Source organism: Streptomyces sp. NPDC052036, from assembly GCF_040680495.1.
Lineage (GTDB): Bacteria > Actinomycetota > Actinomycetes > Streptomycetales > Streptomycetaceae > Streptomyces.
Genome location: NZ_JBFAWW010000001.1, coordinates 1 through 24,686, shown reverse-complemented (window position 1 = coordinate 24,686; position 24,686 = coordinate 1). Strand labels below are relative to the sequence as shown.

Here is a 24,686-nt window from a genome sequence, read left to right as displayed (position 1 = left end):
GCCGGTGGCGCCGTGACCCCGGCGTGAAGCAGCGTCGTACGCGACCGGCGTAAGCCGTCTGCTTCGTCGTGACCCCTTGTGCGCTCCGGGGCGCCAAACCCCGATTCCCAGCCCCCGGAGCGCACTCCGTCAGTCGTCCGGCTGAATCTCACGCTCACCGTTTCGAGTGGTTTTCCGCACGGCGTGCCTGTACGCCGTAGGGCTCCGACCGGCGGATACCTCCGGACCGCTCCGTTCCGCGGCAACTCGCCGCGCTTGAACCAGTTGTCGCGCAATGCGAGAAATGGGCGGCGCAGCGGCGACGAGGGGAGCGGATACGTGGGCGGGACGACGGTGATGGACGTGGACAGCGAGCGGGCCCTGCCGCCCGAGCTCCTGGACGCGCTTCAGGAGCCCGCCGCTGCCGAACGCCCCGTGGGGCTCGGCCCCCGCCGGGTGCGCCTCGTCTTCGTCGGGCTGATGCTCGCGTTGCTGCTCGCGGCCCTCGACCAGATGATCGTGGCCACCGCGCTCCCGAAGATCGTCGGCGAACTGCACGGCCTGGACCGGATGTCTTGGGCCATCACGGCCTATCTGCTGACCTCCACCGTGGGACTGCCGGTCTACGGCAAGTGCGGGGACCTGTTCGGCCGCAAGGGCGTGTTCCAGTTCGCGATCGCCGTGTTCGTCCTCGGATCCGCACTCGCGGGCCGGGCCGGGACCATGGACCAGCTGATCGCCTTCCGCGCCGTCCAGGGCGTCGGGGCCGGCGGGCTCATGATCGGCGTGCAGGCGATCATCGCCGATATCGTCCCGCCCCGGGAACGCGGCCGGTACATGGGCCTGATCGGCGCCGTCTTCGGCCTCGCCTCCGTCGCCGGGCCGCTGCTGGGCGGCTACTTCACCGACCATCTCTCCTGGCGCTGGTGCTTCTACATCAACGTGCCCTTCGGCCTGGTCACCCTGGCCGTGGTCACCGTGGTGCTGAAACTGCCGAAGCCCGCGGCGAAGGGCCGCCGGCTCGACGTGCCCGGCACCCTGCTGCTAGCCGCCGCCTCCACCTGCCTGGTGCTGCTGACCAGTTGGGGCGGCACCGAGTACGCGTGGGGCTCCCACGTCATCCTGGGACTCGGCGCGGGAGCGGTCGTCGCCGTCGCCCTCTTCCTGGTCGCCGAGCGCTTCGCCGGCGAACCCCTCATCCCGCTGCGGCTCTTCCGCGATTCCATCTTCAACATCAGCGCCCTGGTGGGCCTGGTGGTCGGGGTGGCACTGTTCGGCGCCGCCAGCTATCTGCCCACCTTCCTCCAGATGGTCGACGGGGCGAGCGCCACGGAGTCCGGGCTGCTGATGCTGCCGATGATGGCCGGGATCGTCGGTGCCTCCGTCATCGGGGGCCAACTCGTCAGCCACACCGGCCGGTACAAGGTGTTCCCCGTGCTCGGCACCGCCGTGGCGGCCGTCGGCATGTGGCTGCTGTCCCGGCTCGACGTGGGCACACCCCGGTGGCAGTACAGCATCTGGATGGCGGTCCTCGGAGCAGGCATCGGCATGGTGATGCCGGTGCTGGTGCTCGCCGTGCAGAACTCGGTGCGCCCCGCCGACCTCGGCACCGCGACCAGCGCCAACAACTACTTCCGGCAGATCGGCGGAAGCGTGGGGGCGGCCGTCTTCGGCACCCTGTTCGCGAACCGCCTCGCCGACGCGCTGGAACAACGCCTCCCGCCGCACCTCGGCACCCGACTGCCCGACCCCGAGTCCATCACCCCGCAGCTCGTCCACGCGCTGCCGCCCGTACTGCGCGACACGTACATCGAGGCGTACGCCGACGCCATGCCGAGGGTCTTCCTCTATTTCGTGCCGGTGCTCGTCCTCGGCCTGCTCATCGCCTTCTTCCTCAAGGAGAAACCGCTGGTGTCCCACAACGCCCCCGCCGAGTCCCCGCCCGCCACCCAGGTTCCGCCGGCCCGTTCGCCGTACGCCGCGGGAGTGCCCGTCTGCGGCACGGTCCAGCACGCCGACGGCACCGTCGTGCCGCGTGCGGCGCTCACCCTCATCGATGTCGCGGGACAGCAGATCGGGCGCGGTGCGAGCGGCGAGGACGGGCGGTACGCGCTGTCCACGCCGGGATCCGGGTCCTACGTCCTGATCGCCGCGGCCGGCGGCCACCAGCCGCAGGCGGTCTCGGTCACCGTGGGGGAGCGCCCCGTCGAACTGGACGTCGTGCTCGGCGGCGCCGGCCGGCTGGCGGGCTGTGTGCTGACGGCCGACGGCACGCCGGTGCGCGAAGCGTCCGTCACGCTCACCAATGTGCACGGGGAGGTGGTCGCGAGCACCCGAAGCGGGCGTGAAGGCGGCTATGTCATCACGGAGTTGGTGGCCGGGGAGTACACCCTGGCGGCCAGTGCGCCCGCGTTCCGCCCGGCCGCGCTGCCCGTCACTGTACAGGCCTCCCGGGAGACCCGGCAGGACGTCGAACTCGCGGGCGGTGCGGTGCTGCGCGGCACCGTGCGCGCGGGCGGCGGACGGCCGGTCGAGGACGCCCGGGTCACGCTCCTCGATGCGGCGGGCAATGTCGTCGACACACTGACGACGGGCGCCGACGGAACGTTCCGGTTCGTCGATCTGTCGTCCGGGGAGTACACCGTGATCGCCGCGGGATACCCGCCGGTGGCCACCGTGCTGCAGGTCGCCGGGGGCGGCCGGACGGAACGCGACCTTCAGCTGGGCCACGAGGACTGAGGGGACCCCGCGCCCACCCGGCGCAGCCGCATCAACTCCCCGCCCAGTGCGCTTCCTTGAGCGCCGGAGGCGCCCCGCGGTCAATTCGCGCAATACCCCACACGGTCACCGGGCGTCGCCGTACCGTGGTGGTGCGCACAGATCTTGGACGCGGGGAGAGAGGGCCTGGGTCATGGACCGTGGCACCGAGACGCGCATGCTTCCCGGCCACCCGGCCGAGGACGGCGCGGCCGGCCGTATCCCCCTCGCCGTGGTCGTGGTCGATCGCGACGGGCTGGTCTCACACTGGAGCCGGGGCGCCCGGATACTGTTCGGCACCTCCCGCGAGGACGCGATCGGCAGGTCCGCGGTCGATCTGCTGCCGGTCTCCGGTGCCCTGCCCGAGGACGACGAGACCGCGCCCTACGGGGCCTACGCGATGGACGACGGACTCGGCCCCGGGCTGGAGTCCTCGCTCGACGGGCGGCTGTCCTACCCGGCCGCGGGACGAGCCCGCCTCACCGCGCCGGACCGCGAGCGGGGCGGGGCACGGCTCCCCTCGGCCGAACGGCGGGGAAGAGTCGATGTGCTGTGGTGGGCCTACCCCCTGGTGGGCCCCGGCCCCGAACGGCTGCTGGTGCTGGCGGCCGACGCGATCGCCCTGCGTCAGGCGGACGACGGCGCGGTGACCGAGCGCATCGCGCCCGGCTTCGCCCTGCACACGGACTTTCCCGGCGCCGAGGAACTCGCCCGGCGACTGCCCGAGATCCTGCCCAGCATGAGCGTCGGTGAGAGCGCCCGCATCGTCGCGCAGATCCTCGAACTGGGCTATCCCATCCTGGAGTTCAGTCAGAACGATCGCGTGCCCGTCACCCCCGACTGGGGTGTGGCCCGGCGCGCCGAGCGCAAGGCGCGCCGGGAACGGGCGGCGCGGGCCGCCGCGGTCGGCGAGCCGATGCAGGACGACCTCCAGGACGAGGGCGAGGACCTCGAGTACGTCGCGGTGCGCGAGCGCCTGGAGTTCCTCAACGAGGTCAGCGGCAAGATCGGCACCTCGCTCGACCTGTCCCGGACGATCATCGAGGTCAGCAAGGCCGTCGTGCCCCGCTTCACGGACGTCGCCGGCACCTATCTGCGCGAACAGGTCGTCGCCGGCGAGGGGTTCCCCGACGGCGTGCCCGACACCACCACCATGTGGCACCGTGTCGCCGTCGAGCACACCGACGAGCCGGGCCGCTGGGACGATGTCGTACCGGTCGGCGAGGCCATGCCGTTCCCCGCGTTCACACCGTTCTTCCAGTGCATGACCAGCGGCGAGCCCGTCCTCGTACCGCGTATCAGCGAGGAGATGGGGCACGCGGTCGCCGCGCAGTTCGACAAGCGCGACATCCGGCCCCTGATCAACCACCGGTCCATGCTGGTCGTGCCCCTGAAGGCGCGCAACGTGGTGCTGGGCTTCATGATCCTGCTGCGCCACCCGGAGCGCGTCGAGTTCAACGACATGGACCGGGTCACCGGCGCCGAACTCGCCGCCCGGGCCGCCCTCGTGCTGGACAACGCCCGCATGTACACGTACCAGGAGAATGTCGCGGAGACGCTCCAGGACAGCATGCTGCCGCACATCGCGCCCCGCACGGCGGGCTGCGACATCGCCACCCGCTATCTGCCCGGCACCCTGCGCGGACGGATCGGCGGCGACTGGTTCGACTCCGTGAAGCTGCCCGGCGCGCGCACCGCCCTGGTCGTCGGCGATGTCATGGGCCATGGGCTCAACTCCGCCGCGATGATGGGTCAGTTGCGCACGGCGGTGCAGACCATGGCCGCCCTCGACCTGCCGCCCACCCAGCTGCTGCGCAACCTGGACGACCTTGCCCAGCGGCTCGGCGACAGCTATCTCGCGACCTGTCTGTATGCCGTCTACGACCCGATCGCGAGCGAGCTGCACCTCGCCAACGCCGGTCACATCCCCCCGGTGATCGTGCGTGCCGACGACGGGCGCAGCGAGCTGCTCGACCTGCCCACCGGCGCACCCATCGGCGTCGGCGGGGTGCCGTTCGAGTCCGTACGGGTGCCGGTGGCGCCCGGCGACCGCCTGGTGATGTGCACAGACGGCCTGGTCGAGATGCGCGGCGAGGACATCGGTGTCGGCCTCGCGACCCTGTGCGAGTCCGCCGCGCACCCAGCCGCCTCGATGGACGACGCCTGCGACACGATCATCCACGCCCTCAACACCCGCGGCGGCCGCAAGGACGATGTGGCGCTGCTGATGGCCCGGTTGAACGGCATCGAGCCCGAGGACGTCGCGATGTGGCGGCTCGCGCCCGAGCCGGTCGAGGTCGGCCGGGCCCGCACGGTGGTCCGGGAACAGCTCCATGAGTGGGGGCTCGGCTCGCTCGCGTACAACGCGGAGCTGATGGTCAGCGAGCTGGTCACCAACGCCGTACGACATGCGCACGGCCGCCGGGTGGAACTGCGTCTGGTGCGCGGCGACACTCTGTTGTGCGAGGTGGACGACGACGACCACAACCTGCCCACGCTGCTTCACGCGGGCCCCGGCGACGAGTTCGGGCGCGGACTGCGTGTGGTCAGCACGCTGGCCCGCGAGTGGGGGACCAGCCGTACGAGCGCGGGCAAGACGACGTGGTTCGAACTGACGCTGCCGCGCGCGCCTCGTCGCTGAACACAGGCCTGGCTGTCATGTGACTTACGCAGGAACGCGCCCGGCGCTTGTCGCCCCGCGCCGGGCGCGGTAGACCGATCTCGCCCGTCACCTCCGGCGGGCAGCGGTCGCACCCCGGGGAGTTGGGCATGAGCGTGACGAGTCGATACCGACGGGCCTGGGAGGGCTTCTGGAGCGAGGCCCCCGATGACCCGGGGGCCGTCCTCTGGGACGCGGAACCGGCGCTGACCGCGGCCGTCCATCTCCCCCTGTTCGCACCGCTGCTGACGGAGCCGGGGCTGCCCCTTCTGGACCTCGGCTGCGGGAACGGCACCCAGACGCGCTTCCTGGCCGGCCGCTTCCCACATGTCGTCGGCGTGGACCTGGCGGCCTCGGCCGTCGACCACGCCCGCCGCGCCGATCCCGCGGGGACAGCCGGATACCGTGTGCTGGACGCGGCCGAGAAGAGCGAGACCGCGACGCTGCACGCCGAACTCGGCGACGCCAACGTCTATATGCGGGGCGTGCTCCACCAGTGCGAGCCCGACGACCGGCAGCCGCTCGTCGACGGCATCGCGACGCTGGTGGGGGAGCACGGCCGGGTCTTCCTCGTCGAACTCGCCGAGGCGGCCGGAATCGTACTGAAAGGCCTGGCGCAGGCGCCCGAGGGGCCGCCCGCCAAACTCGCCCCCGTCTTCGGGCACGGCGTCGCGCCCGGTGCGGTGGCCGATGCCGCGGTGTCGGAATATCTGCGCGCCGCGGGCCTGACGGTGCTGGCGAGCGGCGAACTGCCCCTGGTCACCACCGAGCACCTGGCGGACGGCACACGCATCGAGCTGCCGTCGAAGTGGATCGTGGCGGGCCGGACGGTCTGACGGGTCACGTAGTCCCCAGGTGGCGAATCAGGGCCACGCCGCATCCTCCGGTGCGGCCGTCGTCCCCCGTACCTCCAACGAGGGTGTGGTGAGCACCAGTTCGGCGGGGCGGGCGGGCTCGGCGAGACGGTCGAGGAGGCATTGGGCGGCGCGGCGGCCGACGTCGTGGCTTCCGTTGTCCACCGTGGTGAGCCACAGGTGCCGTAGACGGGAGACATAGGTGTTGTCGTAGCCGACGACGGACAGGTCGCGCGGCACCTGGAGGCCGAGCTGTTCGGCCGCCGAGAGGGCGCCGACACACGCCATGTCGTTGAACGCGAAGACGGCGGTGGGGCGTTCGCGGGCCGCCAGAACACGGACCGCGGCCCGGTAGCCGCCCTCCTCCGTGAGGTCGCCCTGCTCCACCACCGCCGTGTCCGCCAGGCCGTGTGCGCGCATGACCGTCTCGAAGCCGCGTCGGCGCAGTTCCCCTACCACCCCCGGCCCGGCGATGTGCGCGATACGGCGGTGGCCGAGGCCGACGAGGTGCTCGGTGGCGAGCCGGGCGCCGTGTTCGTCGTCGCCCGCGACGATGTCCACCGCGGGCAGCTCGGGCTCCCGGGCCCCCGCGACCACGGTGGGAATCCGCGCCGCCGCCGTCCTCAGCGCCTCGGACGGGGGCAGGGTGCCCACGGCGATCAGGCCGTCGACCCCGAGGTCCGTGAACGTACGGGGGAGGTCCTCGCCGAGGCGCCGGCCGAGCCGGCCGTCGGCCATCAGCATGCGCAGCCCGGCGTCGTGCAGCCGGGAGTTGAGACCGTCGAGCAGCTCCACGAACCAGGGGTTGCGCAGGTCGTTCAGCAGCACCCCCACCGTGCGGGTGCGCCGCTCGCTGAGGCTGCGCGCGGCGGCGTTGGGCCGGTAGCCCAGCTCCTCCACGGCCGCCAGCACGGCCTGCCGCTTCTCGGGGCGCACCTGGTCGGAGCCGCGCAGCACCAGGGAGACCAGCGATTTCGACACTCCGGCCCGTTCGGCCACATCGCGGATCGTCGGCGGTCTCATGTCTGGACCGTTCCACACGGCTCAGACCCTTGTCAAAGGATTGACAACTGCCGGAACGAGCCGCAGTGTGGGCCGAGCAGGCTCTGGACCGGTCCAAAGAAGGGCAGTCATGGTGAGGACGCTCGGTGTCGCCGTCGTGGGGTTCGGCTGGATGGGACGGGTGCACACCCAGGCGTACATCCGTCTGCCGCACCACTTCCCGCAACCGTCCCTGCGGCCCGAACTGATCGCCGTGGCCGACGAGGTGCCGGGCCGCGCCGAGGAGGCTGCCGAGCGGTACGGCTTCGCCGCCGCGGTGCGCGACTGGCGGCAGATCGCCGCCGACCCCCGTGTCCAGGCGGTGAGCATCGCCGCGCCGAACTTCCTGCACCGGGAGATCGGCGTCGCCATGGCCGAGGCCGGCAAGCACATCTGGATCGAGAAGCCGGTCGGGCTCGGCGTCGAGGACGCCCGCGTGGTCGCGGACGCCGTCGCCAAGGCCGGCGTCCAGGGCACGGTCGGCTTCAACTACCGCAACGCACCGGCCGTCGAGGCCGCCCGCGAGCTGATCGCTTCCGGCGGCATCGGCACCGTCACCCATGTGCGCATCCGCCTCTTCAGCGACTACGCCGCCCACCCCGAGTCCGCGCTGACCTGGCGGTACGAGCGTGCGCGGGGCGGCAGCGGAGTCCTCGGCGACCTCGCCTCGCACGGCGTGGACCTGGCCCGCTTCCTGCTGGGCGAGATCGCGTCGCTGGCCGCCGACACCGCCGTCTTCATCCCCGAACGGGCCCGCCCCGCCGGCGCCACCGCGGGCCACACGCGCGCGACGGGCGGCGAGCCGGGTCCGGTGGAGAACGAGGACTACGTCAACTGCCTGCTGCGCTTCGCCTCCGGTGCCCGTGGCGTCCTGGAGGCGAGCCGGGTCGCCGTCGGCGAGCAGAACAGCTACGGCTTCGAGGTGCACGGCACCGAGGGCGCGGTCTTCTGGGACTTCCGGCGCATGGGCGAACTCGGCGTCAGCCGCGGCACGGCCTACCAGGACCAGCCCGTCAGCACCCTCTACGTCGGCCCGGGCCACGGCGAGTACGCCGCCTTCCAGCCGGGAGCCGCCAACGCCATGGGCTACGACGACCTGAAGGTCATCGAGGCGTACCACTTTCTGCGCTCGGTCGCGGCGGGCACGGCGTACGGCCCCACCCTCGACGACGCCGTGCGCAGCGCCGCCGCCCTGGACGCCATGAGCCGCTCCGCGCGTCAGGGCACCTGGGTGGAGTTGGTCTGATCCGAGGGGCCCTGTGCCGAGCGCGGGCGGTTCAGGGTCGGACGAGCAGCTGGAAGTCGAAGGCGTAGCGCGAGGCGCGGTAGATGTGGGTGCCGTACTCGACGGCGCGGCCCGTGTCGTCGTAGGCCGTGCGCCGCATGGTCAGCAGGGCGGCCCCCTCCGGCTCGCCCAGCAGTTCCGCCTCCCCGGCGGTGGCGCAGCGGGCGCCGACGGACTGCCGGGCGCTGTGCAGGATGATGCCGACGCCGCGCATCACCCGGTACAGGCCCGTCGCCTCCAGCCGGTCGGTGTCGAGGTCCAGCAGGCCCGTCGGTACGTAGTTGGACAGGAACGCCATCGGCTGGCCATGGGCGAGCCGGAGCCGCTGAAGATGGTGCACATCGCCGCCTTCCGCGATGTTGAGGGCGGCCGCGACCTCGGCGGACGCCTGTTCCAGCGAGGCGCGCAGCACCCGCGTCGCGGGCTTCTGACCGGCGGCCTCCAGATCGTCGTAGAGGCTGCTCAGTTCCAGGGGCCGCTTGACCTGACTGTGCACCACCTGGGTGCCCACGCCCCGGCGGCGGACCATCAGTCCCTTGTCGACCAGGGACTGGATGGCCTGACGGACCGTCGGACGGGACAGGCCGAGCCGCCCGGCGAGGTCGACCTCGTTGCCCAGCAGACTGCCCGGGCCCAGCGCGCCGTGCTCGATCGCCGCCTCCAGCTGCTGGGCCAGCTGGTAGTAGAGCGGGACCGGGCTGCTGCGGTCGAGGGTGAAGTCGAGGGCCGCGGGCGGGGCGGGGGCCGCGCCGGGAGGAGGCGCGGCCGGCTGCCTGACGGAATTCTTTGTCATGGCCTGTCCTGACGCGTGGCGGGGAGTCAGAGGTGGTGCCGGCGGCCGGCGGCCTGCCGGTCGTATCGCTCGCGGGCGGCCCGGGCGGCCTCGCGCGAGGCGACCTGGGCGACCGGCACGTCCCACCACGCCTCGGCGGGCGGGGCGGACGGTGCCGGATCGGTCTCGACATAGACGCAGGTGGGACGCTCGGATGTGCGTGCCGTGGCCAGCGCCTCGCGGAGCTCCCGTACGGTCTTGGCACGCAGGACGTCCATGCCGAGGCTGGCGGCGTTGCCGGCGAGGTCCACCGGGAGCGGGGCCCCGGTGAAGGTGCCGTCGGCGGACCGATGGCGGTAGGCGGTGCCGAAGCGCTCGCCGCCGGTCTCCTCAGAGAGGCCGCCGATGGAGGCGTAGCCGTGGTTCTGGACGAGGACCAGATTGACGGGCAGGCCCTCCTGGACCGCTGTGACGATCTCGGTGGGCATCATCAGATAGGTGCCGTCGCCGACCAGCGACCACACCGGGGTGCCGGGCGCGGCCTGCTGGACTCCGATGCCGGCCGGGATCTCGTAGCCCATGCAGGAGTAGCCATACTCCAGGTGGTATTGATGCGGCGAGCGGGCCCGCCACAGCTTGTGCAGATCGCCGGGGAGTGAACCGGCCGCGTTGATCACCACGTCGTCGTCGCCGACCACGGAGTCCAGCGCGCCGAGGACCTGGGTCTGCGTCGGCACGGCGTTCTCGTCCTCCGCCCGGTAGGTGGCCTCGACCACCCGCTCCCAGCGCTCCTTGCCCTCCCGGTACTCGGTCTCGTAGGCCTCGCTCACCCGGTGGCCCGACAGGCCCTCCGCGAGCGCTTCCAGGCCGGTGCGCGCATCGGCCACGAGGGTGCGGGCCGTCAGCTTGTGGGCGTCGAAGGAGGTGATGTTGAGATTGACGAACCGCACGCCGGGGCGCTGGAACAGTGTGTGGGAGGCGGTGGTGAAGTCGCTGTAGCGGGTGCCGACGCCGATGACGAGGTCGGCGGTGCGCGCGATGGCGTCGCAGACGGCGGTGCCGGTGTGGCCGATGCCGCCGAGGTCCGCGGGGTGGTCGTGGCGCAGCGAGCCCTTGCCCGCCTGGGTGGACGCGACCGGGATGCCCGTGGCGTCGGCGAGCGCCTTGAGCGCCCCCTCGGCCTCGCTGTGGTGGACGCCGCCGCCCGCCACGATCAGCGGACGCTCGGCGGCGCGCACCGCGCGTACGGCCTCGGAGAGTTCGACCGGATCGGGCACGGGACGGCGTACGCGCCACACACGCTCGTCGAAGAACTCCTCCGGCCAGTCGAAGGCCTCCGCCTGGACGTCCTGCGGCAGGGCGAGGGTGACCGCGCCGGTCTCGGCCGGGTCGCTCAGCACCCGCATGGCGCTCAGCGCGGACGGGATCAGCATCTCCGGACGCGTGATCCGGTCGAAGTAGCGGGAGACCGGTCGCAGGGTGTCGTTGACGGAGACGTCCGCCTCGACCGGGTGCTCCAGCTGTTGCAGCAGGGGGTCGGCGGTGCGGGTGGCGAAGTAGTCGCCGGGCAGCAGCAGCACCGGCAGGCGGTTGATCGTCGCCAGTGCGGCGCCGGTGACGAGGTTCGTGGCTCCGGGGCCGATGGAGGTCGTGACCGCCTGCGTGGACAGCCGGTTGCGCCGGCGGGCGTAGCCGACGGCCGCGTGCACCATGGCCTGTTCGTTGCGGCCCTGGTGGAAGGGCATCGTGGCCTCGCCGGCCTCCAGCAGTGCCTGGCCGAGGCCGGCGACATTGCCGTGCCCGAAGATGCCCCAGGTGCCGGCGATCAGCCGGTGCCGGGCGCCGTCGCGCTCGGTGTACTGCGCGGACAGGAACTGCACCAGGGCCTGGGCGACGGTCAGGCGGCGCACGGACTGCGTGGGGTGGCTGTGGCTCAACGGGACCTCACTGGGACGGGTTCTCTCGCGGGGGTTTCAGGAGGCGGGGGCGGTACGGCACGCGAACGGCCGCCGCACTGCGGACGGTGCGGCATGCGACGGCACGCGAACGGCCGCCCCGCCGCACTGCGGACGGTGCGGCACGCGACGGGCCGCCGCACCGCGGGCGGTACGGCGTGTCACAACAGGCCGACCGCGGTGTCCACCGCGCTCTCCACATCGCCTTCGGCGGGATACAGCAGGGACCGCCCGACGACCAGGCCCTGGACGGTGGGCAGCCGCAGGGCCTTGCGCCATCTCTCGTACACCGCCTCCTGGTCCTTGCCGTCCCTGCCGACCTCGCCGCCGAGCAGCACGGCGGGCAGCGTGGACGCCTCCAAGGCCCGGGCCATGTCGTCGGCGTCGTCGGTGACGGGGAGCTTGAGCCAGGTGTAGGCGGATGTGCCGCCGAGCCCCGAGGCGATGGCGATGGACCGGGTGACGGCCTCGGCGCTCAGGTCGTTGCGCACCCGGCCGTCGACCCGCCGCGTCATGAACGGCTCGATGAACAGCGGCAGTCGGCGCGCGGCCATGGCGTCGACGGCCCGGGCGGCGGACTCCAGGGTCGCAAGGGAGCCCGGGTCGTCGTAGTCGATGCGCAGCAGCAGTTTCCCGGCGTCGAAGCGGAACCGTGCGATGTCCTCGGGGCGGTGGCCGGTGAAGCGGTCGTCCATCTCGAAGGACGCTCCCGCGAGGCCGCCGCGGTTCATGGAGCCCATGACCACCTTGCCGTCGAGGACGCCGAGGAGCAGCAGGTCCTCCAGGATGTCCGCGGTGGCCAGCACCCCGTCCACGCCGGGCCGGGACAGCGCGAGGCTCAGGCGTTCCAGCAGGTCGGCGCGGTCCGCCATGGCCAGGGGGCGGTCGCCGACGCCGAGCGCGCCTCGGGCCGGGTGGTCGGCGGCGACGACCATCAGGCGGCCGCCGGCGCCGATCAGCGGGCGGCGGGCGCGGCGGGCGGCGGCCTCGGCGATTGCCTCCGGATGCCGGGCGCGCACCGTGGCCAGGTCGGTGATGCTGATGGTCAAGACAGGCTCCGTTCAGGGGGTGGCGGCGGGCGGCCCGGGCGCGCCGGCCGGCCGTGGGGAGTGGCCCTCGGCGGGGCGGTCAGCCGTCTGCGAGGAGGCCGGCGACCTCCGGCTCGGTCGGCATGGCGGAGGAGCAGGCGAGCCGGGAGGCGACGAGCGCCCCGGCCGCGTTGGCGTAACGCATGGTCCGCTCCAGCGGCCAGCCGGAGAGCAGCCCGTGGCAGAGCGAGCCGCCGAAGGCGTCCCCGGCGCCGAGCCCGTTGACGACCTCGACGGGCACCGGCGGCACCTCGGCCGTCGTACCGTCCCGGTGCACGGCGAGCACCCCCTTGGGTCCCTGCTTGACGACCGCGAGTTCCACCCCGGCGTCCAGCAGCGCCCGGGCGCAGGCCCGCGGCTCGCGCACCCCGGTGGCGATCTCGCACTCGTCGAGGTTGCCGACGGCGACGGTGGCGTGTCGCAGGGCCTCGGCGTAGTACGGACGGGCGGTCTCGGGGTCGGCCCAGAACATGGGGCGCCAGTCGAGGTCGAAGACGGTGGCGCCGGCCTTGTCGCGGGCCTTCAGGGCGGCGAGGGTGGCCGAGCGGCTGGGCTCCTCGCTCAGACCGGTGCCGGTGACCCAGAAGACACGGGCCGAGCGGATGGCGGAGAAGTCCAGCTCGGCGGGGTGGATCTCCAGATCGGGGGCCTTGGGCCGACGGTAGAAGTAGAGGGGGAAGTCGTCCGGCGGGAAGATCTCGCAGAAGGTGACCGGGGTCGGATAGGCGTCCACGGGCGTGACGAACCGGTCGTCGACGCCGAACTCCTGCAGCTGCTGGTGCAGATAGGTGCCGAAGGGATCGTCGCCGGTCCGGGTGATCACCGCGGTGCTTCGTCCGAGGCGGGCTGCCGCCACCGCGACGTTGGCCGCCGAGCCGCCGAGAAACTTTCCGAACGACTCGACCTCGGGAAGCGGCACACCGGTCTGCAGTGGGTAGAGATCGATCCCGATGCGTCCCATGGTGATCAGATCGAAACAATCGGCGGGCTCGGGCATGCGCGTCGCTCCTCGTGCGGGGGGTGCGGGCCGTCGAGCTCCGGAAGGCGGGGCTCCCGGGCCTGGACGCCTCTCAGGTGTAGGCCGCGAGCCAAGTCGCTGTCAAGGATTTGTACTTACATTCGGACCTGCTTCTGAAATGATGTCTTAACAAAGTATTGACAGGCGGGTGCGACAGGGGTTTGTATCCCGTCCCAGCGAAACCGCCGGTTCACCGGCACCCGACCCGGACACCCGTCCGGGCCCGCGTGGGGCCCTGGCCCGGCGCCGTCCCTCTCCCTTCCCCGTTCCCCGTCCCCGGCCGCACAGTGAGGTGCAGGACAGATGGACCGCACGATTCACCCCCGCCGCTCCCGCAGAATCGCCCCCCTCGTCGCGCTGGCCGCGGCGTCCGCGCTGCTCGTCGCCGGCTGCTCCAGCAGCTCGGGCGGCAAGAAGGCGGAGGAGAACAGCTCCGGGGCCGCCGCGGGCAAGGCCACCACGCCCCGGATGACGGTCGCGCTCGTCACCCACCAGGCACCGGGCGACACCTTCTGGGACATCGTCCGCAAGGGAGCCGAGGCGGCAGCGGCCAAGGACAACATCAAGCTCGTCTACTCCAGCGACCCGAACGCGGGCACCCAGGCCAACCTGGTCCAGAACGCCGTCGACCAGAAGGTCGACGGCATCGCGATCACCCTCGCCAAGCCGGACGCCATGAAGGACGTCGTGGGCAAGGCGACCCAGGCGGGCATCCCGGTGGTCGGCCTCAACTCCGGCGTGAGCGACTGGAAGAAGCTGGGACTGCTGGAGTTCTTCGGGCAGGACGAGAGCGTGGCGGGCGAGGCGTTCGGCAAGAAGCTGAACGAGGTCGGCGCGAAGAACGCGGTCTGTGTGATCCAGGAGCAGGGCAACGTCGGGCTCACCCAGCGCTGCGACGGGGTCAAGAAGACCTTCAGCGGCACGACGCAGATCCTCTACGTCAACGGCACCGACATGCCGTCCGTGAAGTCGACGATCACCGCCAAGCTCAAGCAGGACAGCTCCATCGACTACGTGGTCACGCTCGGCGCGCCCTACGCCCTGACCGCGGTGCAGTCGGTGGGCGACGCGGGCAGCAAGGCGAAGGTCGCCACCTTCGACCTCAACAAGGACCTCACCAACGCCATCCAGAAGGGCGACATCCAGTTCGCCGTCGACCAGCAGCCCTACCTCCAGGGCTATCTGGCGGTCGACTCCCTGTGGCTCGAGAAGAACAACGGCAACTACAGCGGCGGCGGCGAACAGCCCGTGCTGACCGGCCCCGCCTTCGTCGACAAGTCCAACGTCGGCACCGTCGCGGCGTTCGCCGCGAAGGGCACAAGGTGATGACCATGAGCCAGCAGGCTGCGCCGGCGGTGTCCTCACCGCCGGCCTTTGGCCCCAAGGAGCGTGACGGCCGGACCGCACAGCGATCCCTTGTGCTCCGGCTGCTCGCCCGGCCCGAGGTCGGTGTCTTCCTCGGCGCCGTCGCGGTGTTCGTCTTCTTCTTCGTCGCGGCGCCGACGTTCCGCACGGGCAGCGCGATGGCCACGGTCCTCTACCAGTCGTCGACCATCGGGATCATGGCACTGCCGGTGGCGCTGCTGATGATCGGCGGCGAGTTCGACCTGTCGTCCGGCGTGGCGGTGATCAGCTCCGCGCTGACCGCGAGCATGGTGAGCTACCAACTGACCATGAACGTGTGGGTGGGCGTGATCGTCGCCCTCGTGGTCTCGGTCGCGATCGGGGCGTTCAACGGCTGGATGGTGATGCGCACCGGACTGCCGAGCTTCCTGATCACCCTCGGCACCTTCCTCGGGCTGCAGGGCATCAACCTCGCGGTCACCAAGCTGGTCACCGGCAACGTGGCCACCGACGACCTCAGCAACATGGACGGCTTCCAGCAGGCCAAGGCGGTCTTCGCCTCCTCCTTCACCGTCGGCGGAGTCCAGTTCAAGGTGACCGTGCTGTGGTGGCTCGGCTTCGCGGCCCTCGCGACCTGGGTCCTGCTGCGCACCAAGTACGGCAACTGGATCTTCGCGGTCGGCGGCAACCAGGACAGCGCGCGGGCCGTCGGCGTGCCCGTGAAGTTCACCAAGATCACCCTGTTCATGCTGGTCGGCTTCGGTTCCTGGTTCGTGGGCATGCACCAGCTGTTCGCCTTCAACACCGTGCAGTCCGGCGAGGGCGTCGGCCAGGAGCTGATCTACATCGCCGCCGCGGTCATCGGCGGCTGTCTGCTCACCGGCGGCTACGGCTCCGCGATCGGCCCGGTCTTCGGCGCGTTCATGTTCGGCATGGTCAGCCAGGGCATCGTCTACGCCGGCTGGAACCCCGACTGGTTCAAGGCGTTCCTCGGCGTGATGCTCCTCGGCGCCACTCTCATCAATCTGTGGGTCCGCCAGTCGGCGACCCGGAGGTGATCCCCATGACCCAAGCCGACCTCGGCAACCAGCACGACACGTCGGCCCCGGCCGACCGGGCCCCCCTCGTCGAACTGCGCGGCGCGGGCAAGTCGTACGGCAACATCCGCGCCCTGCACGGCGTCGACCTCGCCGTCCGCCCCGGCACGGTCACCTGCGTCCTCGGCGACAACGGTGCCGGCAAGTCCACGCTCATCAAAATCATCTCGGGGCTGCACCAGCACACGGAGGGCGAGTTCCTCGTCGACGGCGAACCGGTGCGCTTCACCACCCCGCGCGAGGCCCTCGACCGCGGCATCGCCACCGTCTACCAGGACCTGGCGACCGTGCCCCTGATGCCGGTGTGGCGGAACTTCTTCCTCGGCTCCGAGATGACCAAGGGGCCCTGGCCCGTCCGCCGCCTCGACATCGCCCGGATGAAGAAGACCGCCGACGACGAACTGCGCAACATGGGCATCGTCCTCGACGACCTGGAACAGCCCATCGGCACCCTCTCCGGCGGCCAGCGCCAGTCCGTGGCGATCGCCCGCGCCGTCTACTTCGGCGCGCGCGTCCTCATCCTGGACGAGCCCACCGCCGCGCTCGGCGTGAAGCAGTCGGGTGTCGTGCTGAAGTACATCGCCGCCGCCCGTGAACGCGGGCTGGGCGTCATCTTCATCACCCACAATCCGCATCACGCCTATATGGTCGGCGACCACTTCAGCGTGCTGCGTCTCGGCACCATGGAGCTGAGCGCCGACCGGACCCACGTCAGCCTGGAAGAGCTGACCAACCACATGGCCGGCGGCGCCGAACTCGCCGCCCTCAAGCACGAGCTGGCCCAGGTCGGCGGCCTCGACGTCGAGGGACTCCCCGAGACGGAGGACCTCCCGGCACCCGTGGCGGCAACCCCCGAAGGGAACTCCTGACATGACCCCTGCCCTGGACCGCATCCGGGTCGGCTCGGCGCCGGACTCCTGGGGCGTCTGGTTCCCCGACGACCCGCAACAGGTGCCCTGGGAACGCTTCCTCGACGAGGTCGCCGAGGCCGGCTACTCCTGGATCGAGCTCGGCCCCTACGGCTATCTGCCGACCGACCCGGCACGGCTCACCGACGAGGCGGACAAGCGGAACCTGAAGGTGTCGGCGGGCACCGTCTTCACCGCGCTGCACCGCGGTCCGGCCGTCTGGGAGCCCACCTGGGAACACGTCGCGCAGGTCGCCGCGCTCACCCAGGCGATGGGCGCCCGGCACCTGGTCGTCATCCCCTCCTTCTGGCGGGACGACAAGACCGCCGAGATCATCGAACCGTCCGAGCTGACCGCCGAGCAGTGGACCCACCTCACCCAGGGCATGGAGCGGCTCGGCCGCCAGGTCAGGGAGACCTACGGCCTCGACATCGTCGTCCACCCGCACGCCGACACCCACATCGACACCGAGGAGCATGTCGAGCGCTTCCTCGACTCGACCGACCGGGACCTCGTCAGCCTCTGCCTGGACACCGGGCACTACGCCTACTGCGGCGGCGACAGCGTCAAGCTCATCGAGACCTACGGCGAACGCATCGGCTATCTGCACCTCAAGCAGGTCGACCCGGAGATCCTCGCCGACGTCGTACGGGGCGGGGTGCCCTTCGGGCCCGCCGTGCAGCGCGGGGTGATGTGCGAACCCCCGACCGGCGTGCCCGAGCTGGAACCGGTCCTCGCCGCCGCCCAGAGCCTCGGCGTCGACCTCTTCGCCATCGTCGAGCAGGACATGTACCCCTGCCCGCCGGACAAGCCGCTGCCCATCGCCGTGCGCACCCGTGCGTTCCTCCGCTCCTGCGGTGCCTGACCCCGGAAGGGACGACCAACCACCATGACCCAGCGTGGAACGCTCGGTGTCGCCGTCATCGGCACCGGGCGGATGGGGGCCGACCATGTACGCCGCCTCGGCGAGGTGACGAGCGGGGCGCGGGTGAGCGCCGTCGTGGACGTCGACACCGAACGCGCCAAGTCCGTCGCGGCCGGTGTCGAGGGCTGCACCGCCTACGCCGACCCGGCCGCCGCCATGGCCGCGGACGACGTCGACGCCGTACTGATCGCCTCCCCGGGGCCCGCCCACGAGGCCGCACTGCTGACGGCGTTCGCACACGACCTGCCGGTGCTGTGCGAGAAGCCCCTCACCCCGGACGCGGCCTCCGCGCTGAGGATCCTGGAGGCCGAGCAGAAGCTGGGCCACCGGCGCGTCCAGGTCGGCTTCATGCGGCGCTACGACACCGAGTACCTCAAGCTCAAGGCGCTGCTGGACAGCGGCAGGCTGGGCCGGCCGCTGATGCTGCACAATCGGCACCGCAACGCGGCCAGCCCGCCCGGATTCACCGACGCGATGCTCGTCAACGACTCGGTCGTACACGAGATGGATGTGACGCGCTGGCTGCTCGGCCAGGAGATCAGGGCGGTGACGGCGCTGCGTCCCACACCGTCCCGCAACGCCCCGGAAGGCCTCGAGGACCCCCAGTTCCTCGTCTTCGAGACCGACGGCGGCGCGCTCGTCGACGTCGAGATCTTCGTCAACTGCGGCTTCGGCTACCAGGTGCAGGCCGAGGCGGTCTGCGAGCGCGGTACCGCCCGGATCGGGGAGGAGCACGCCATGGTCCTCAACGAGGCGGGCCGCTGGGGCGGAAGCATCGCCCAGGACTTCGTGGAACGCTTCGCGCAGGCGTACGACCACGAGGTGCAGAGCTGGGTCGACGCCACCCGGCGCGGCGAGGTTACCGGCCCGAGCACCTGGGACGGCTACGCCGCGGCGGCGGTCTGCGAGGCGGGCGTCCGCGCCCAGCGGGAGGGCGGCCGCGCCGAGGTCGAACTGGTCGAACGCCCGGCGCTCTACCGCTGAACCGCCCAGGCCCCGGCCGGGCACAGGCCGGGGGCCGACCGTCGCGGGCAGCCGAGCCGCGGACACTTGTCCACAGGGCTGGTCACGCATCGTCACGAGCGCGTACGGTTTCGTGCCATGAAGATCCTCATCAGCGCCGACATGGAGGGCGCCACCGGTGTGACCTGGCCGGCCGACGTGCTGCCCGGGACGCCGCAATGGGAGCGGTGCCGGGCGATGTTCACCTCGGACGTGAACGCCGCCGTGCTCGGTCTCCTCGACGGCGGCGCCGACGAGGTGCTGATCAACGAGGCGCACTGGAGCATGCGCAATCTGCTCCTGGAGCGGCTCGACGACCGGGCGCAGATGCTCACAGGCCGTCACAAGTCCCTGTCCATGGTGGAGGGCGTGCAACACGGCGACGTGGACGGCATCGCGTTCGTCGGCTATCACGCGGGCGCCGGGATGGAGGGCGTACTCGCGCACACCTACCTCGCCAACTCCATCACCGGGGTCTGGCTGAACGACGTCCGCGCCAGCGAGGGCCTGCTGAACGCGCATGTCGTCGCCGAGTACGGCGTGCCCGTGATCCTGGTCACCGGCGACGACGTGGCCTGCGAGGACGCGCTCGGATACGCCCCGGAGGCGCTCAAGGTCGCCGTCAAGGACCATGTCTCGCGGTACGCGGCCGTGTGCCGCACCCCCGCCAGAACCGCCGCCGACATCCGCGCCGCCGCCAAGGAGGCGGCAGCTCTCGCGGTGCGTCACGAGCCGGTTCACGGCGGCCCGTTCACCGTGGCGCTGGAATTCGACGCCGAGCACCTCGCGATGGCCGCCACCGTCGTACCGGGCGTGGACCGCATCGGCGAGCGGAAGGTGGCCTACACGAGCGCCACCATGTACGAGGGCATCCGTACCTTCAAGGCAGTCACCACGATCGTCTCGGCCGCGGTGGAGGAGCAGTATGGCTGACCAACAGGCACTCGACGAAGTCGTGCGCTTCACCTCGGACCTCATCCGTATCGACACCACCAACCGCGGCGGCGGCGACTGCCGAGAGCGGCCCGCCGCCGAGTACGCGGCGGCGCGACTGGCCGAAGCGGGCCTGGAGCCCACGCTCCTGGAGCGCACCGAGGGCCGGACGAACGTCGTCGCCCGGATCGAGGGCACCGACCCGTCCGCGGACGCGCTGCTCGTCCACGGTCACCTCGACGTGGTGCCCGCGGAGGCCGCCGACTGGAGCGTCCACCCGTTCTCGGGGGAGGTGCGCGACGGTGTTGTCTGGGGCCGCGGCGCGGTCGACATGAAGAACATGGACGCGATGATCCTCGCGGTCCTGGCGGCCTGGGCGCGCTCGGGCGTGCGACCCCGCCGCGACCTCGTCATCGCGTTCACCGCCGACGAGGAGGCGAGCGCCCAGGACGGCTCCGGGTTCCTGGCGGACCACCACGCACACCTCTTCGAGGGATGCACCGAGGGAATCAGCGAGTCCGGGGCGTTCACGTTCCACGACGGCAGCGGCCGGCGGATGTACCCCATCGCGGCGGGAGAGCGCGGCACCGCCTGGCTCAAGCTCACCGCCCGCGGTCGCGCGGGCCACGGCTCCAAGCCCAACCGCAGCAACGCCGTCACCCGGCTCGCCGCCGCCGTGGCCCGGATCGGCGCCCATGAGTGGCCACTGCGGCTCACCCCGACCGTACGGGCCGCGCTCACCGAACTCGCCGCCCTGTACGGCCTGGAAGCCGACCTCGACGGCCTCGACGACCCCGCCGTCATGGACGGTCTCCTGGAGAAGCTCGGCCCGGCCGCCGCGCTGGTCGCGCCGACCGTGCGCAACAGCGCCAACCCGACCATGCTGGAGGCCGGTTACAAGGTCAATGTGATCCCGGGCGAGGCCGTCGCCCACATCGACGGACGCTATCTGCCCGGCGGCGAGGACGAGTTCCGCACCACCCTCGACGAACTGACCGGACCGGACGTGGACTGGGAGTTCCACCACCGGGAGGTCGCCCTCCAGGCGCCGGTGGACTCGCCGACGTTCGCCCGGATGCGTGCCGCCGTGGAGGAGTTCGCGCCCGAGGGACATGTGGTGCCGTACTGCATGTCGGGAGGCACGGACGCCAAGCAGTTCTCCCGCCTCGGCATCACCGGATACGGCTTCGCGCCGCTGAAGCTGCCGGAGGGCTTCGACTACCAGGCCCTCTTCCACGGCGTCGACGAACGCGTCCCCGTCGAGGCCCTGCACTTCGGCGTCCGCGTCCTCGACCGCTTTCTGCGGACGGCCTGAGGAGGAGCAAGGGGAATGACGGGACCGAGGGGAGTGAGGGGAGTGAGGGAGATGGAGCAGACCCTGCCCTACGGGGAATGGCCCTCGCCCATCGACGCGGGGCTCGCCGCCGCGCACGACGGGCAGCCGGAGTCGGTGGACTTCGTGGGCGAGGAGGCGTGGTGGACCGAGCCGCGCCCCCTGGAAGGCGGCCGCCGCACCCTCGTGCGGCGCACCACGGACGGCACGGAGCAATCGGTGCTGCCCCCGCCGTGGAACGTGCGCAGCCGGGTCATGGAGTACGGCGGACGCCCCTGGGCCGGCGTCATGCGCCCCGAGGGCCCGCTGCTGGTCTTCGTCAACTTCGCGGACCAGCGGCTGTACGTGTACGAGCCGGCGGCGCCCGGTGACGGGCCGCGCCCGCTCACCCCCCTCTCGCCGGTGGGCGGCGGACTGCGCTGGATCGACCCGCAGGTGCACATCGAGCGCGGCGAGGTCTGGTGCGTGCTGGAGGAGTTCACCGGCGAGGGGCCCTGTGACGTGCGCCGGGTGGCGGTCGCCGTACCCCTGGACGGCTCCGCGGCGCAGGACCGGATGGCCGTGCGGGAGCTCACCGAGGCGCGGCACCGCTTTGTCACCGGCCCCCGTCTCTCCCCGGACGGGCGGCGCGCGGCATGGATCGCCTGGGACCATCCGCGGATGCCGTGGGACGGCACCGAGCTGATCGTCGCCGAGGTGAGCGACGACGGGACACTCCGGGAGCCGCGCATCGTCGCCGGCGGCCCCGAGGAGTCGGTCCCGCAGGCCGAATGGGCGGCCGACGGCTCCCTGCTGTACGCATGCGACCGCAGCGGCTGGTGGAACCTGTACCGGGGCGGCGTGCCGCTGTGCCCCCGCGAGGAGGAGTTCGCCGGACCGCTGTGGAAGGTCGGCATGCGGTGGTTCGCGCCGCTGGAGAGCGGGCTGATCGCCGTCCTGCACGGCCGGGGCGCGAGCCGGCTCGGGATACTCGACCCGGACCGCGGCGAGGTCGTCGACGCCGCCGGACCCTGGACCGAGTTCGCCGCCACGCTCGCCACGCACGGCAGCCGGATCATCTCCGTCGGCGCGAGCCCGCGCACCGCCCACGAGGTGGTCGAACTGGACGCCCGCACGGGCCGTGCCCGGGTCATCGGCGCCGCCCACGAGGACGCGGTCGACCCCGCCTACTACCCCGAGCCGCAGATCCGCACCTTCACCGGGCCGGAGGGCCGTGAGATCCACGCCCATCTGTATCCGCCGCACCACCCCGGCCACACCGCGCCCGACGGCGAGCGGCCGCCGTATGTGGTGTGGGCCCACGGCGGGCCCACCAGCCGTGTTCCGCTCGTCCTCGACCTGGAGATCGCGTACTTCACCTCGCGCGGCATCGGCGTCGTCGAGGTGAACTACGGCGGCTCGACCGGCTACGGACGCGAGTACCGCAACCGGCTGCGCGGACAGTGGGGCGTGGTCGACGTCGAGGACTGCGCGGCCGTCGCCACCGCCCTCGCCGACGAGGGCACCGCCGACCCTGCGCGGCTCGCGGTGCGCGGCGGCAGCGCGGGCGGCTGGACCTCGGCCGTGTCCCTGACCTCGACGGACGTCTACGCCTGCGGCACGATCACCTACCCCGTCCTCGACCTGAAGAGCTTCGGCTCGGGGGAGACCCACGACTTCGAGTCGCGGTATCTGGACTCCCTGGTGGGTCCCTACTCCGAGGTGCCCGGCCGGTACGCCGAGCGCTCGCCCGTCGAGCACGCCGACCGGATCACGGCCCCCTTCCTGCTGCTCCAGGGGCTCGACGACCCCATCTGCCTGCCCGCCCAGTGCGAGCGGTTCCTCGCCCGGCTGGCGGGGCGGCGCATCCCGCACGCCTACCTCACCTTCGAGGGCGAGGGGCACGGCTTTCGACGGGCTGAGACCATGGTGCGTGCCCTGGAGGCCGAGCTGTCGCTGTACGCGCAGGTCTTCGGGCTGAACCCGCCCGGCATACCCACCCTGGAGCTCAGCACATGATGCCTCTCGTCCGGCCGTCCCGACTGGCCCCCGGCGCCCGCGTGGCCGTTGTCGCGCCCAGCGGGCCCGTGGTCGAGGAACGGCTCGCCGCAGGGCTCGACCTGCTGCGCGCCTGGGGACTGGATCCGGTCGTGGGCCCGCACGTCCTCGACCGGCACCCCGCCTTCCCCTACCTTGCGGGCACGGACGCCGACCGGGCCGCCGACTTCCAGGCCGCGTGGTGCGACCCGGACATCGCCGCGGTCCTGTGCGCCCGCGGCGGATACGGGGCACAGCGCATGGTGGACCTGCTCGACTGGGACGCGCTGCGGGCCGCCGGGCCCAAGGTGCTGGTCGGCTTCAGCGACATCACCGTGCTGCACGAGGCCTTCGCGGTCCGCCTCGGTCTCGCGACCCTGCACGGGCCGATGGCGTCGGCTCTGGACTTCCTGAAGAACGAGCGGGCGCAGGAGCATCTGCGGGCCACACTCTTCGAGCCGGAGTCCGTGACGACGATCCGCGCGAGCGGCGGCGCGACACTCGTGCCCGGACGCGCCCGCGGGGTCACCTTCGGCGGCTGCCTGTGCATGCTCGTGACCGAACTCGGCACCCCGCACGCCCGGGCCGGCGCCCGGGGCGGCCTGCTGATGATCGAGGACATCGGCGAGGAGGCGTACCGCGTCGACCGGATGCTCACCCAACTGCTGCGCTCCGGCGGGCTCGACGGGGTGGCCGGGATCGCGCTCGGGTCCTGGAAGGAGTGCGGCCCTTACGAACTGCTGCGGCAGGTCCTCACCGACCGGCTCGGCGGGCTGGGGGTACCGGTGGTCGAGGATTTCGGCTTCGGGCACTGCGACGGCGCGCTGACGATCCCGTTCGGTGTGGCGGCCGAGCTGGACGCGGAGGCGGGGACGCTCACGCTGGACGAGCCGGCGCTGGCGTAGGTCCGCGGCCCGGTGCCGGAACAGGTCCTCGGCGCGAAGACCTACGGGTCACATAGGGTGGCGATGTGCCTGTGACCCGTTCATATCTCGCCGAGGGCCCCCGTGTGGGCATTCGCCACTTCACCCTTGAGGACGAGGCCGAATTCACCGCCAGGGCGCGGGAGAGCAAGGACCTGCACCACCCTTGGCTCTTCCCGCCGGACACCGAGGGGGCCTACGCGGCTTACGCGGGCCGGCTGATCGACGACCCGACGAAGGCCGGGTTTCTGGTGTGCGAGAAGGACAGCGGGGCCATCGCCGGGTTCATCAACATCAACAACATCGTCGAGGGCGGCTTCCTGTCCGGAGCACTCGGCTACGGCGCCTTCGCGCACGCGGCCGGCCGGGGACTGATGGCGGAGGCCCTCGGCCTCGTGGTGCGGCACGCGTTCGGGCCGATGGGACTGCACCGGCTGGAGATCAACGCACAGCCCGGCAACACCGCCTCGATCGCCCTCGCCCGACGCTGCGGTTTCCGCCTCGAAGGCTTCTCACCGGACATGATCTACATCAACGGGGCCTGGCGCGACCACGAACGCTGGGCCATCACCGCCGAGATGGTCCGCGACTAGGGCGTGTTTCGAGAGTAGCGTCGTCCGCCCGAAGGGCGGGGCCCGCGGCGTCTGGTGCGGTGCATCGCAAGGCGGAGGGTCGTCCGCGTACTGGGCGTACGCGGACGATCCCGACAACGCGGCGAGGTGCCGTGCCTGGGGGCACCTCCCAGCCGCCAGGCTGGGGGAGTCGCGGGCCAGACGGGACTTTCGAAACACGCCCTA

19 protein-coding genes are annotated in these 24,686 nt (G+C 71.8%); 14 read left to right on the top strand and 5 right to left on the bottom strand.

Going from position 1 to position 24,686, the window contains the following annotated elements; all coding sequences use genetic code 11:
- The first annotated feature begins 318 nt into the window (after window positions 1-318).
- The 3 genes from AB0L95_RS00095 to AB0L95_RS00085 all read left to right on the top strand — a co-directional run bounded on the left by AB0L95_RS00095 (window position 319) and on the right by AB0L95_RS00085 (window position 6,231).
- A complete protein-coding gene (locus AB0L95_RS00095) occupies window positions 319-2,718 on the top strand; it encodes an MFS transporter (RefSeq protein ID WP_365154514.1) in 2,400 nt (799 codons plus the stop codon).
- Between the two features lie 172 nt (window positions 2,719-2,890).
- Window positions 2,891-5,377: a SpoIIE family protein phosphatase gene (locus tag AB0L95_RS00090; RefSeq protein ID WP_365154511.1), complete on the top strand. Its 2,487-nt coding sequence runs from the start codon at window positions 2,891-2,893 to the stop codon at window positions 5,375-5,377.
- Between the two features lie 128 nt (window positions 5,378-5,505).
- The gene (locus AB0L95_RS00085) at window positions 5,506-6,231 is read left to right on the top strand and encodes a class I SAM-dependent methyltransferase (protein ID WP_365154508.1); all 726 of its coding nucleotides are present in this window, start codon (window positions 5,506-5,508) and stop codon (window positions 6,229-6,231) included.
- A 27-nt stretch (window positions 6,232-6,258) separates the two neighbouring features.
- Here the strand turns inward: AB0L95_RS00085 and AB0L95_RS00080 are convergent, their stop codons facing one another.
- Window positions 6,259-7,272: a LacI family DNA-binding transcriptional regulator gene (locus tag AB0L95_RS00080; RefSeq protein WP_365154505.1), complete on the bottom strand. Its 1,014-nt coding sequence runs from the start codon at window positions 7,270-7,272 to the stop codon at window positions 6,259-6,261.
- A 109-nt stretch (window positions 7,273-7,381) separates the two neighbouring features.
- On the opposite strand from AB0L95_RS00080, the gene AB0L95_RS00075 reads away from it, so the two are divergent.
- Complete coding sequence (locus AB0L95_RS00075) at window positions 7,382-8,536, top strand: Gfo/Idh/MocA family oxidoreductase (protein WP_365154503.1); 1,155 nt, start codon at window positions 7,382-7,384, stop codon at window positions 8,534-8,536.
- A gap of 31 nt (window positions 8,537-8,567) precedes the next feature.
- On the opposite strand, the gene AB0L95_RS00070 is transcribed toward AB0L95_RS00075, so the two are convergent.
- The 4 genes from AB0L95_RS00070 to iolC all read right to left on the bottom strand — a co-directional run bounded on the left by AB0L95_RS00070 (window position 8,568) and on the right by iolC (window position 13,387).
- The gene (locus AB0L95_RS00070) at window positions 8,568-9,368 is read right to left on the bottom strand and encodes a GntR family transcriptional regulator (protein WP_365154500.1); all 801 of its coding nucleotides are present in this window, start codon (window positions 9,366-9,368) and stop codon (window positions 8,568-8,570) included.
- 26 nt (window positions 9,369-9,394) lie between these two features.
- The gene (gene iolD, locus AB0L95_RS00065; RefSeq protein WP_365154497.1) at window positions 9,395-11,284 is read right to left on the bottom strand and encodes a 3D-(3,5/4)-trihydroxycyclohexane-1,2-dione acylhydrolase (decyclizing); all 1,890 of its coding nucleotides are present in this window, start codon (window positions 11,282-11,284) and stop codon (window positions 9,395-9,397) included.
- 179 nt (window positions 11,285-11,463) lie between these two features.
- On the bottom strand, window positions 11,464-12,351 hold the full coding sequence (locus AB0L95_RS00060; protein WP_365154495.1) for a deoxyribose-phosphate aldolase: 888 nt from the start codon (window positions 12,349-12,351) through the stop codon (window positions 11,464-11,466).
- Window positions 12,352-12,430: 79 nt separating this feature from the next.
- Window positions 12,431-13,387, bottom strand: coding sequence for a 5-dehydro-2-deoxygluconokinase (iolC, locus tag AB0L95_RS00055; RefSeq protein WP_365154492.1), 957 nt, complete (start codon window positions 13,385-13,387; stop codon window positions 12,431-12,433).
- 324 nt (window positions 13,388-13,711) lie between these two features.
- Here iolC and AB0L95_RS00050 point away from each other — a divergent pair, with 324 nt between their 5' ends.
- The 10 genes from AB0L95_RS00050 (at window position 13,712) to AB0L95_RS00005 (ending at window position 24,482) form a co-directional block, all read left to right on the top strand.
- The gene (locus tag AB0L95_RS00050; RefSeq protein WP_365154489.1) at window positions 13,712-14,734 is read left to right on the top strand and encodes a sugar ABC transporter substrate-binding protein; all 1,023 of its coding nucleotides are present in this window, start codon (window positions 13,712-13,714) and stop codon (window positions 14,732-14,734) included.
- The gene (locus AB0L95_RS00045; RefSeq protein WP_365154486.1) at window positions 14,734-15,810 is read left to right on the top strand and encodes an ABC transporter permease; all 1,077 of its coding nucleotides are present in this window, start codon (window positions 14,734-14,736) and stop codon (window positions 15,808-15,810) included. Before AB0L95_RS00050 ends, AB0L95_RS00045 begins: the two co-directional genes overlap by 1 nt.
- 5 nt (window positions 15,811-15,815) lie before the next feature.
- The gene (locus AB0L95_RS00040) at window positions 15,816-16,718 is read left to right on the top strand and encodes an ATP-binding cassette domain-containing protein (protein ID WP_365154482.1); all 903 of its coding nucleotides are present in this window, start codon (window positions 15,816-15,818) and stop codon (window positions 16,716-16,718) included.
- 1 nt (window position 16,719) lies between these two features.
- Entirely contained in the window at window positions 16,720-17,622 is a 903-nt protein-coding gene (locus AB0L95_RS00035) for a sugar phosphate isomerase/epimerase (protein WP_365154479.1), read from the top strand.
- 24 nt (window positions 17,623-17,646) lie between these two features.
- A complete protein-coding gene (locus AB0L95_RS00030; RefSeq protein ID WP_365154476.1) occupies window positions 17,647-18,666 on the top strand; it encodes a Gfo/Idh/MocA family oxidoreductase in 1,020 nt (339 codons plus the stop codon).
- Between the two features lie 117 nt (window positions 18,667-18,783).
- Complete coding sequence (locus AB0L95_RS00025; RefSeq protein ID WP_365154473.1) at window positions 18,784-19,617, top strand: M55 family metallopeptidase; 834 nt, start codon at window positions 18,784-18,786, stop codon at window positions 19,615-19,617.
- The gene (locus tag AB0L95_RS00020) at window positions 19,610-20,932 is read left to right on the top strand and encodes a M20/M25/M40 family metallo-hydrolase (protein WP_365154470.1); all 1,323 of its coding nucleotides are present in this window, start codon (window positions 19,610-19,612) and stop codon (window positions 20,930-20,932) included. The genes AB0L95_RS00025 and AB0L95_RS00020 overlap by 8 nt, the downstream gene beginning before the upstream one ends.
- Before the next feature lie 51 nt (window positions 20,933-20,983).
- Window positions 20,984-22,948 (top strand): LpqB family beta-propeller domain-containing protein, encoded by a 1,965-nt coding sequence (locus AB0L95_RS00015; protein ID WP_365154467.1) that lies wholly within the window; start codon window positions 20,984-20,986, stop codon window positions 22,946-22,948.
- Window positions 22,945-23,871, top strand: a complete 927-nt coding sequence (locus tag AB0L95_RS00010; RefSeq protein ID WP_365154464.1) for an LD-carboxypeptidase — start codon at window positions 22,945-22,947, stop codon at window positions 23,869-23,871. Before AB0L95_RS00015 ends, AB0L95_RS00010 begins: the two co-directional genes overlap by 4 nt.
- Window positions 23,872-23,936: 65 nt before the next feature.
- On the top strand, window positions 23,937-24,482 hold the full coding sequence (locus AB0L95_RS00005) for a GNAT family protein (protein ID WP_365154461.1): 546 nt from the start codon (window positions 23,937-23,939) through the stop codon (window positions 24,480-24,482).
- The last annotated feature ends 204 nt before the right edge of the window (window positions 24,483-24,686 follow it).

What these genes read in the sequence shown, in the direction of transcription:
- AB0L95_RS00090 (WP_365154511.1), top strand. Translation starts at nt 2,891, where the DNA reads ATGGACCGTGGCACCGAGACGCGCATGCTTCCCGGCCACCCGGCCGAG.
- AB0L95_RS00085 (WP_365154508.1), top strand. Translation starts at nt 5,506, where the DNA reads ATGAGCGTGACGAGTCGATACCGACGGGCCTGGGAGGGCTTCTGGAGC.
- AB0L95_RS00080 (WP_365154505.1), bottom strand. Translation starts at nt 7,272, where the DNA reads ATGAGACCGCCGACGATCCGCGATGTGGCCGAACGGGCCGGAGTGTCG.
- AB0L95_RS00075 (WP_365154503.1), top strand. Translation starts at nt 7,382, where the DNA reads ATGGTGAGGACGCTCGGTGTCGCCGTCGTGGGGTTCGGCTGGATGGGA.
- AB0L95_RS00070 (WP_365154500.1), bottom strand. Translation starts at nt 9,368, where the DNA reads ATGACAAAGAATTCCGTCAGGCAGCCGGCCGCGCCTCCTCCCGGCGCG.
- iolC (WP_365154492.1), bottom strand. Translation starts at nt 13,387, where the DNA reads ATGCCCGAGCCCGCCGATTGTTTCGATCTGATCACCATGGGACGCATC.
- AB0L95_RS00050 (WP_365154489.1), top strand. Translation starts at nt 13,712, where the DNA reads ATGGACCGCACGATTCACCCCCGCCGCTCCCGCAGAATCGCCCCCCTC.
- AB0L95_RS00045 (WP_365154486.1), top strand. Translation starts at nt 14,734, where the DNA reads ATGACCATGAGCCAGCAGGCTGCGCCGGCGGTGTCCTCACCGCCGGCC.
- AB0L95_RS00040 (WP_365154482.1), top strand. Translation starts at nt 15,816, where the DNA reads ATGACCCAAGCCGACCTCGGCAACCAGCACGACACGTCGGCCCCGGCC.
- AB0L95_RS00035 (WP_365154479.1), top strand. Translation starts at nt 16,720, where the DNA reads ATGACCCCTGCCCTGGACCGCATCCGGGTCGGCTCGGCGCCGGACTCC.
- AB0L95_RS00030 (WP_365154476.1), top strand. Translation starts at nt 17,647, where the DNA reads ATGACCCAGCGTGGAACGCTCGGTGTCGCCGTCATCGGCACCGGGCGG.
- AB0L95_RS00025 (WP_365154473.1), top strand. Translation starts at nt 18,784, where the DNA reads ATGAAGATCCTCATCAGCGCCGACATGGAGGGCGCCACCGGTGTGACC.
- AB0L95_RS00020 (WP_365154470.1), top strand. Translation starts at nt 19,610, where the DNA reads ATGGCTGACCAACAGGCACTCGACGAAGTCGTGCGCTTCACCTCGGAC.
- AB0L95_RS00015 (WP_365154467.1), top strand. Translation starts at nt 20,984, where the DNA reads ATGGAGCAGACCCTGCCCTACGGGGAATGGCCCTCGCCCATCGACGCG.
- AB0L95_RS00010 (WP_365154464.1), top strand. Translation starts at nt 22,945, where the DNA reads ATGATGCCTCTCGTCCGGCCGTCCCGACTGGCCCCCGGCGCCCGCGTG.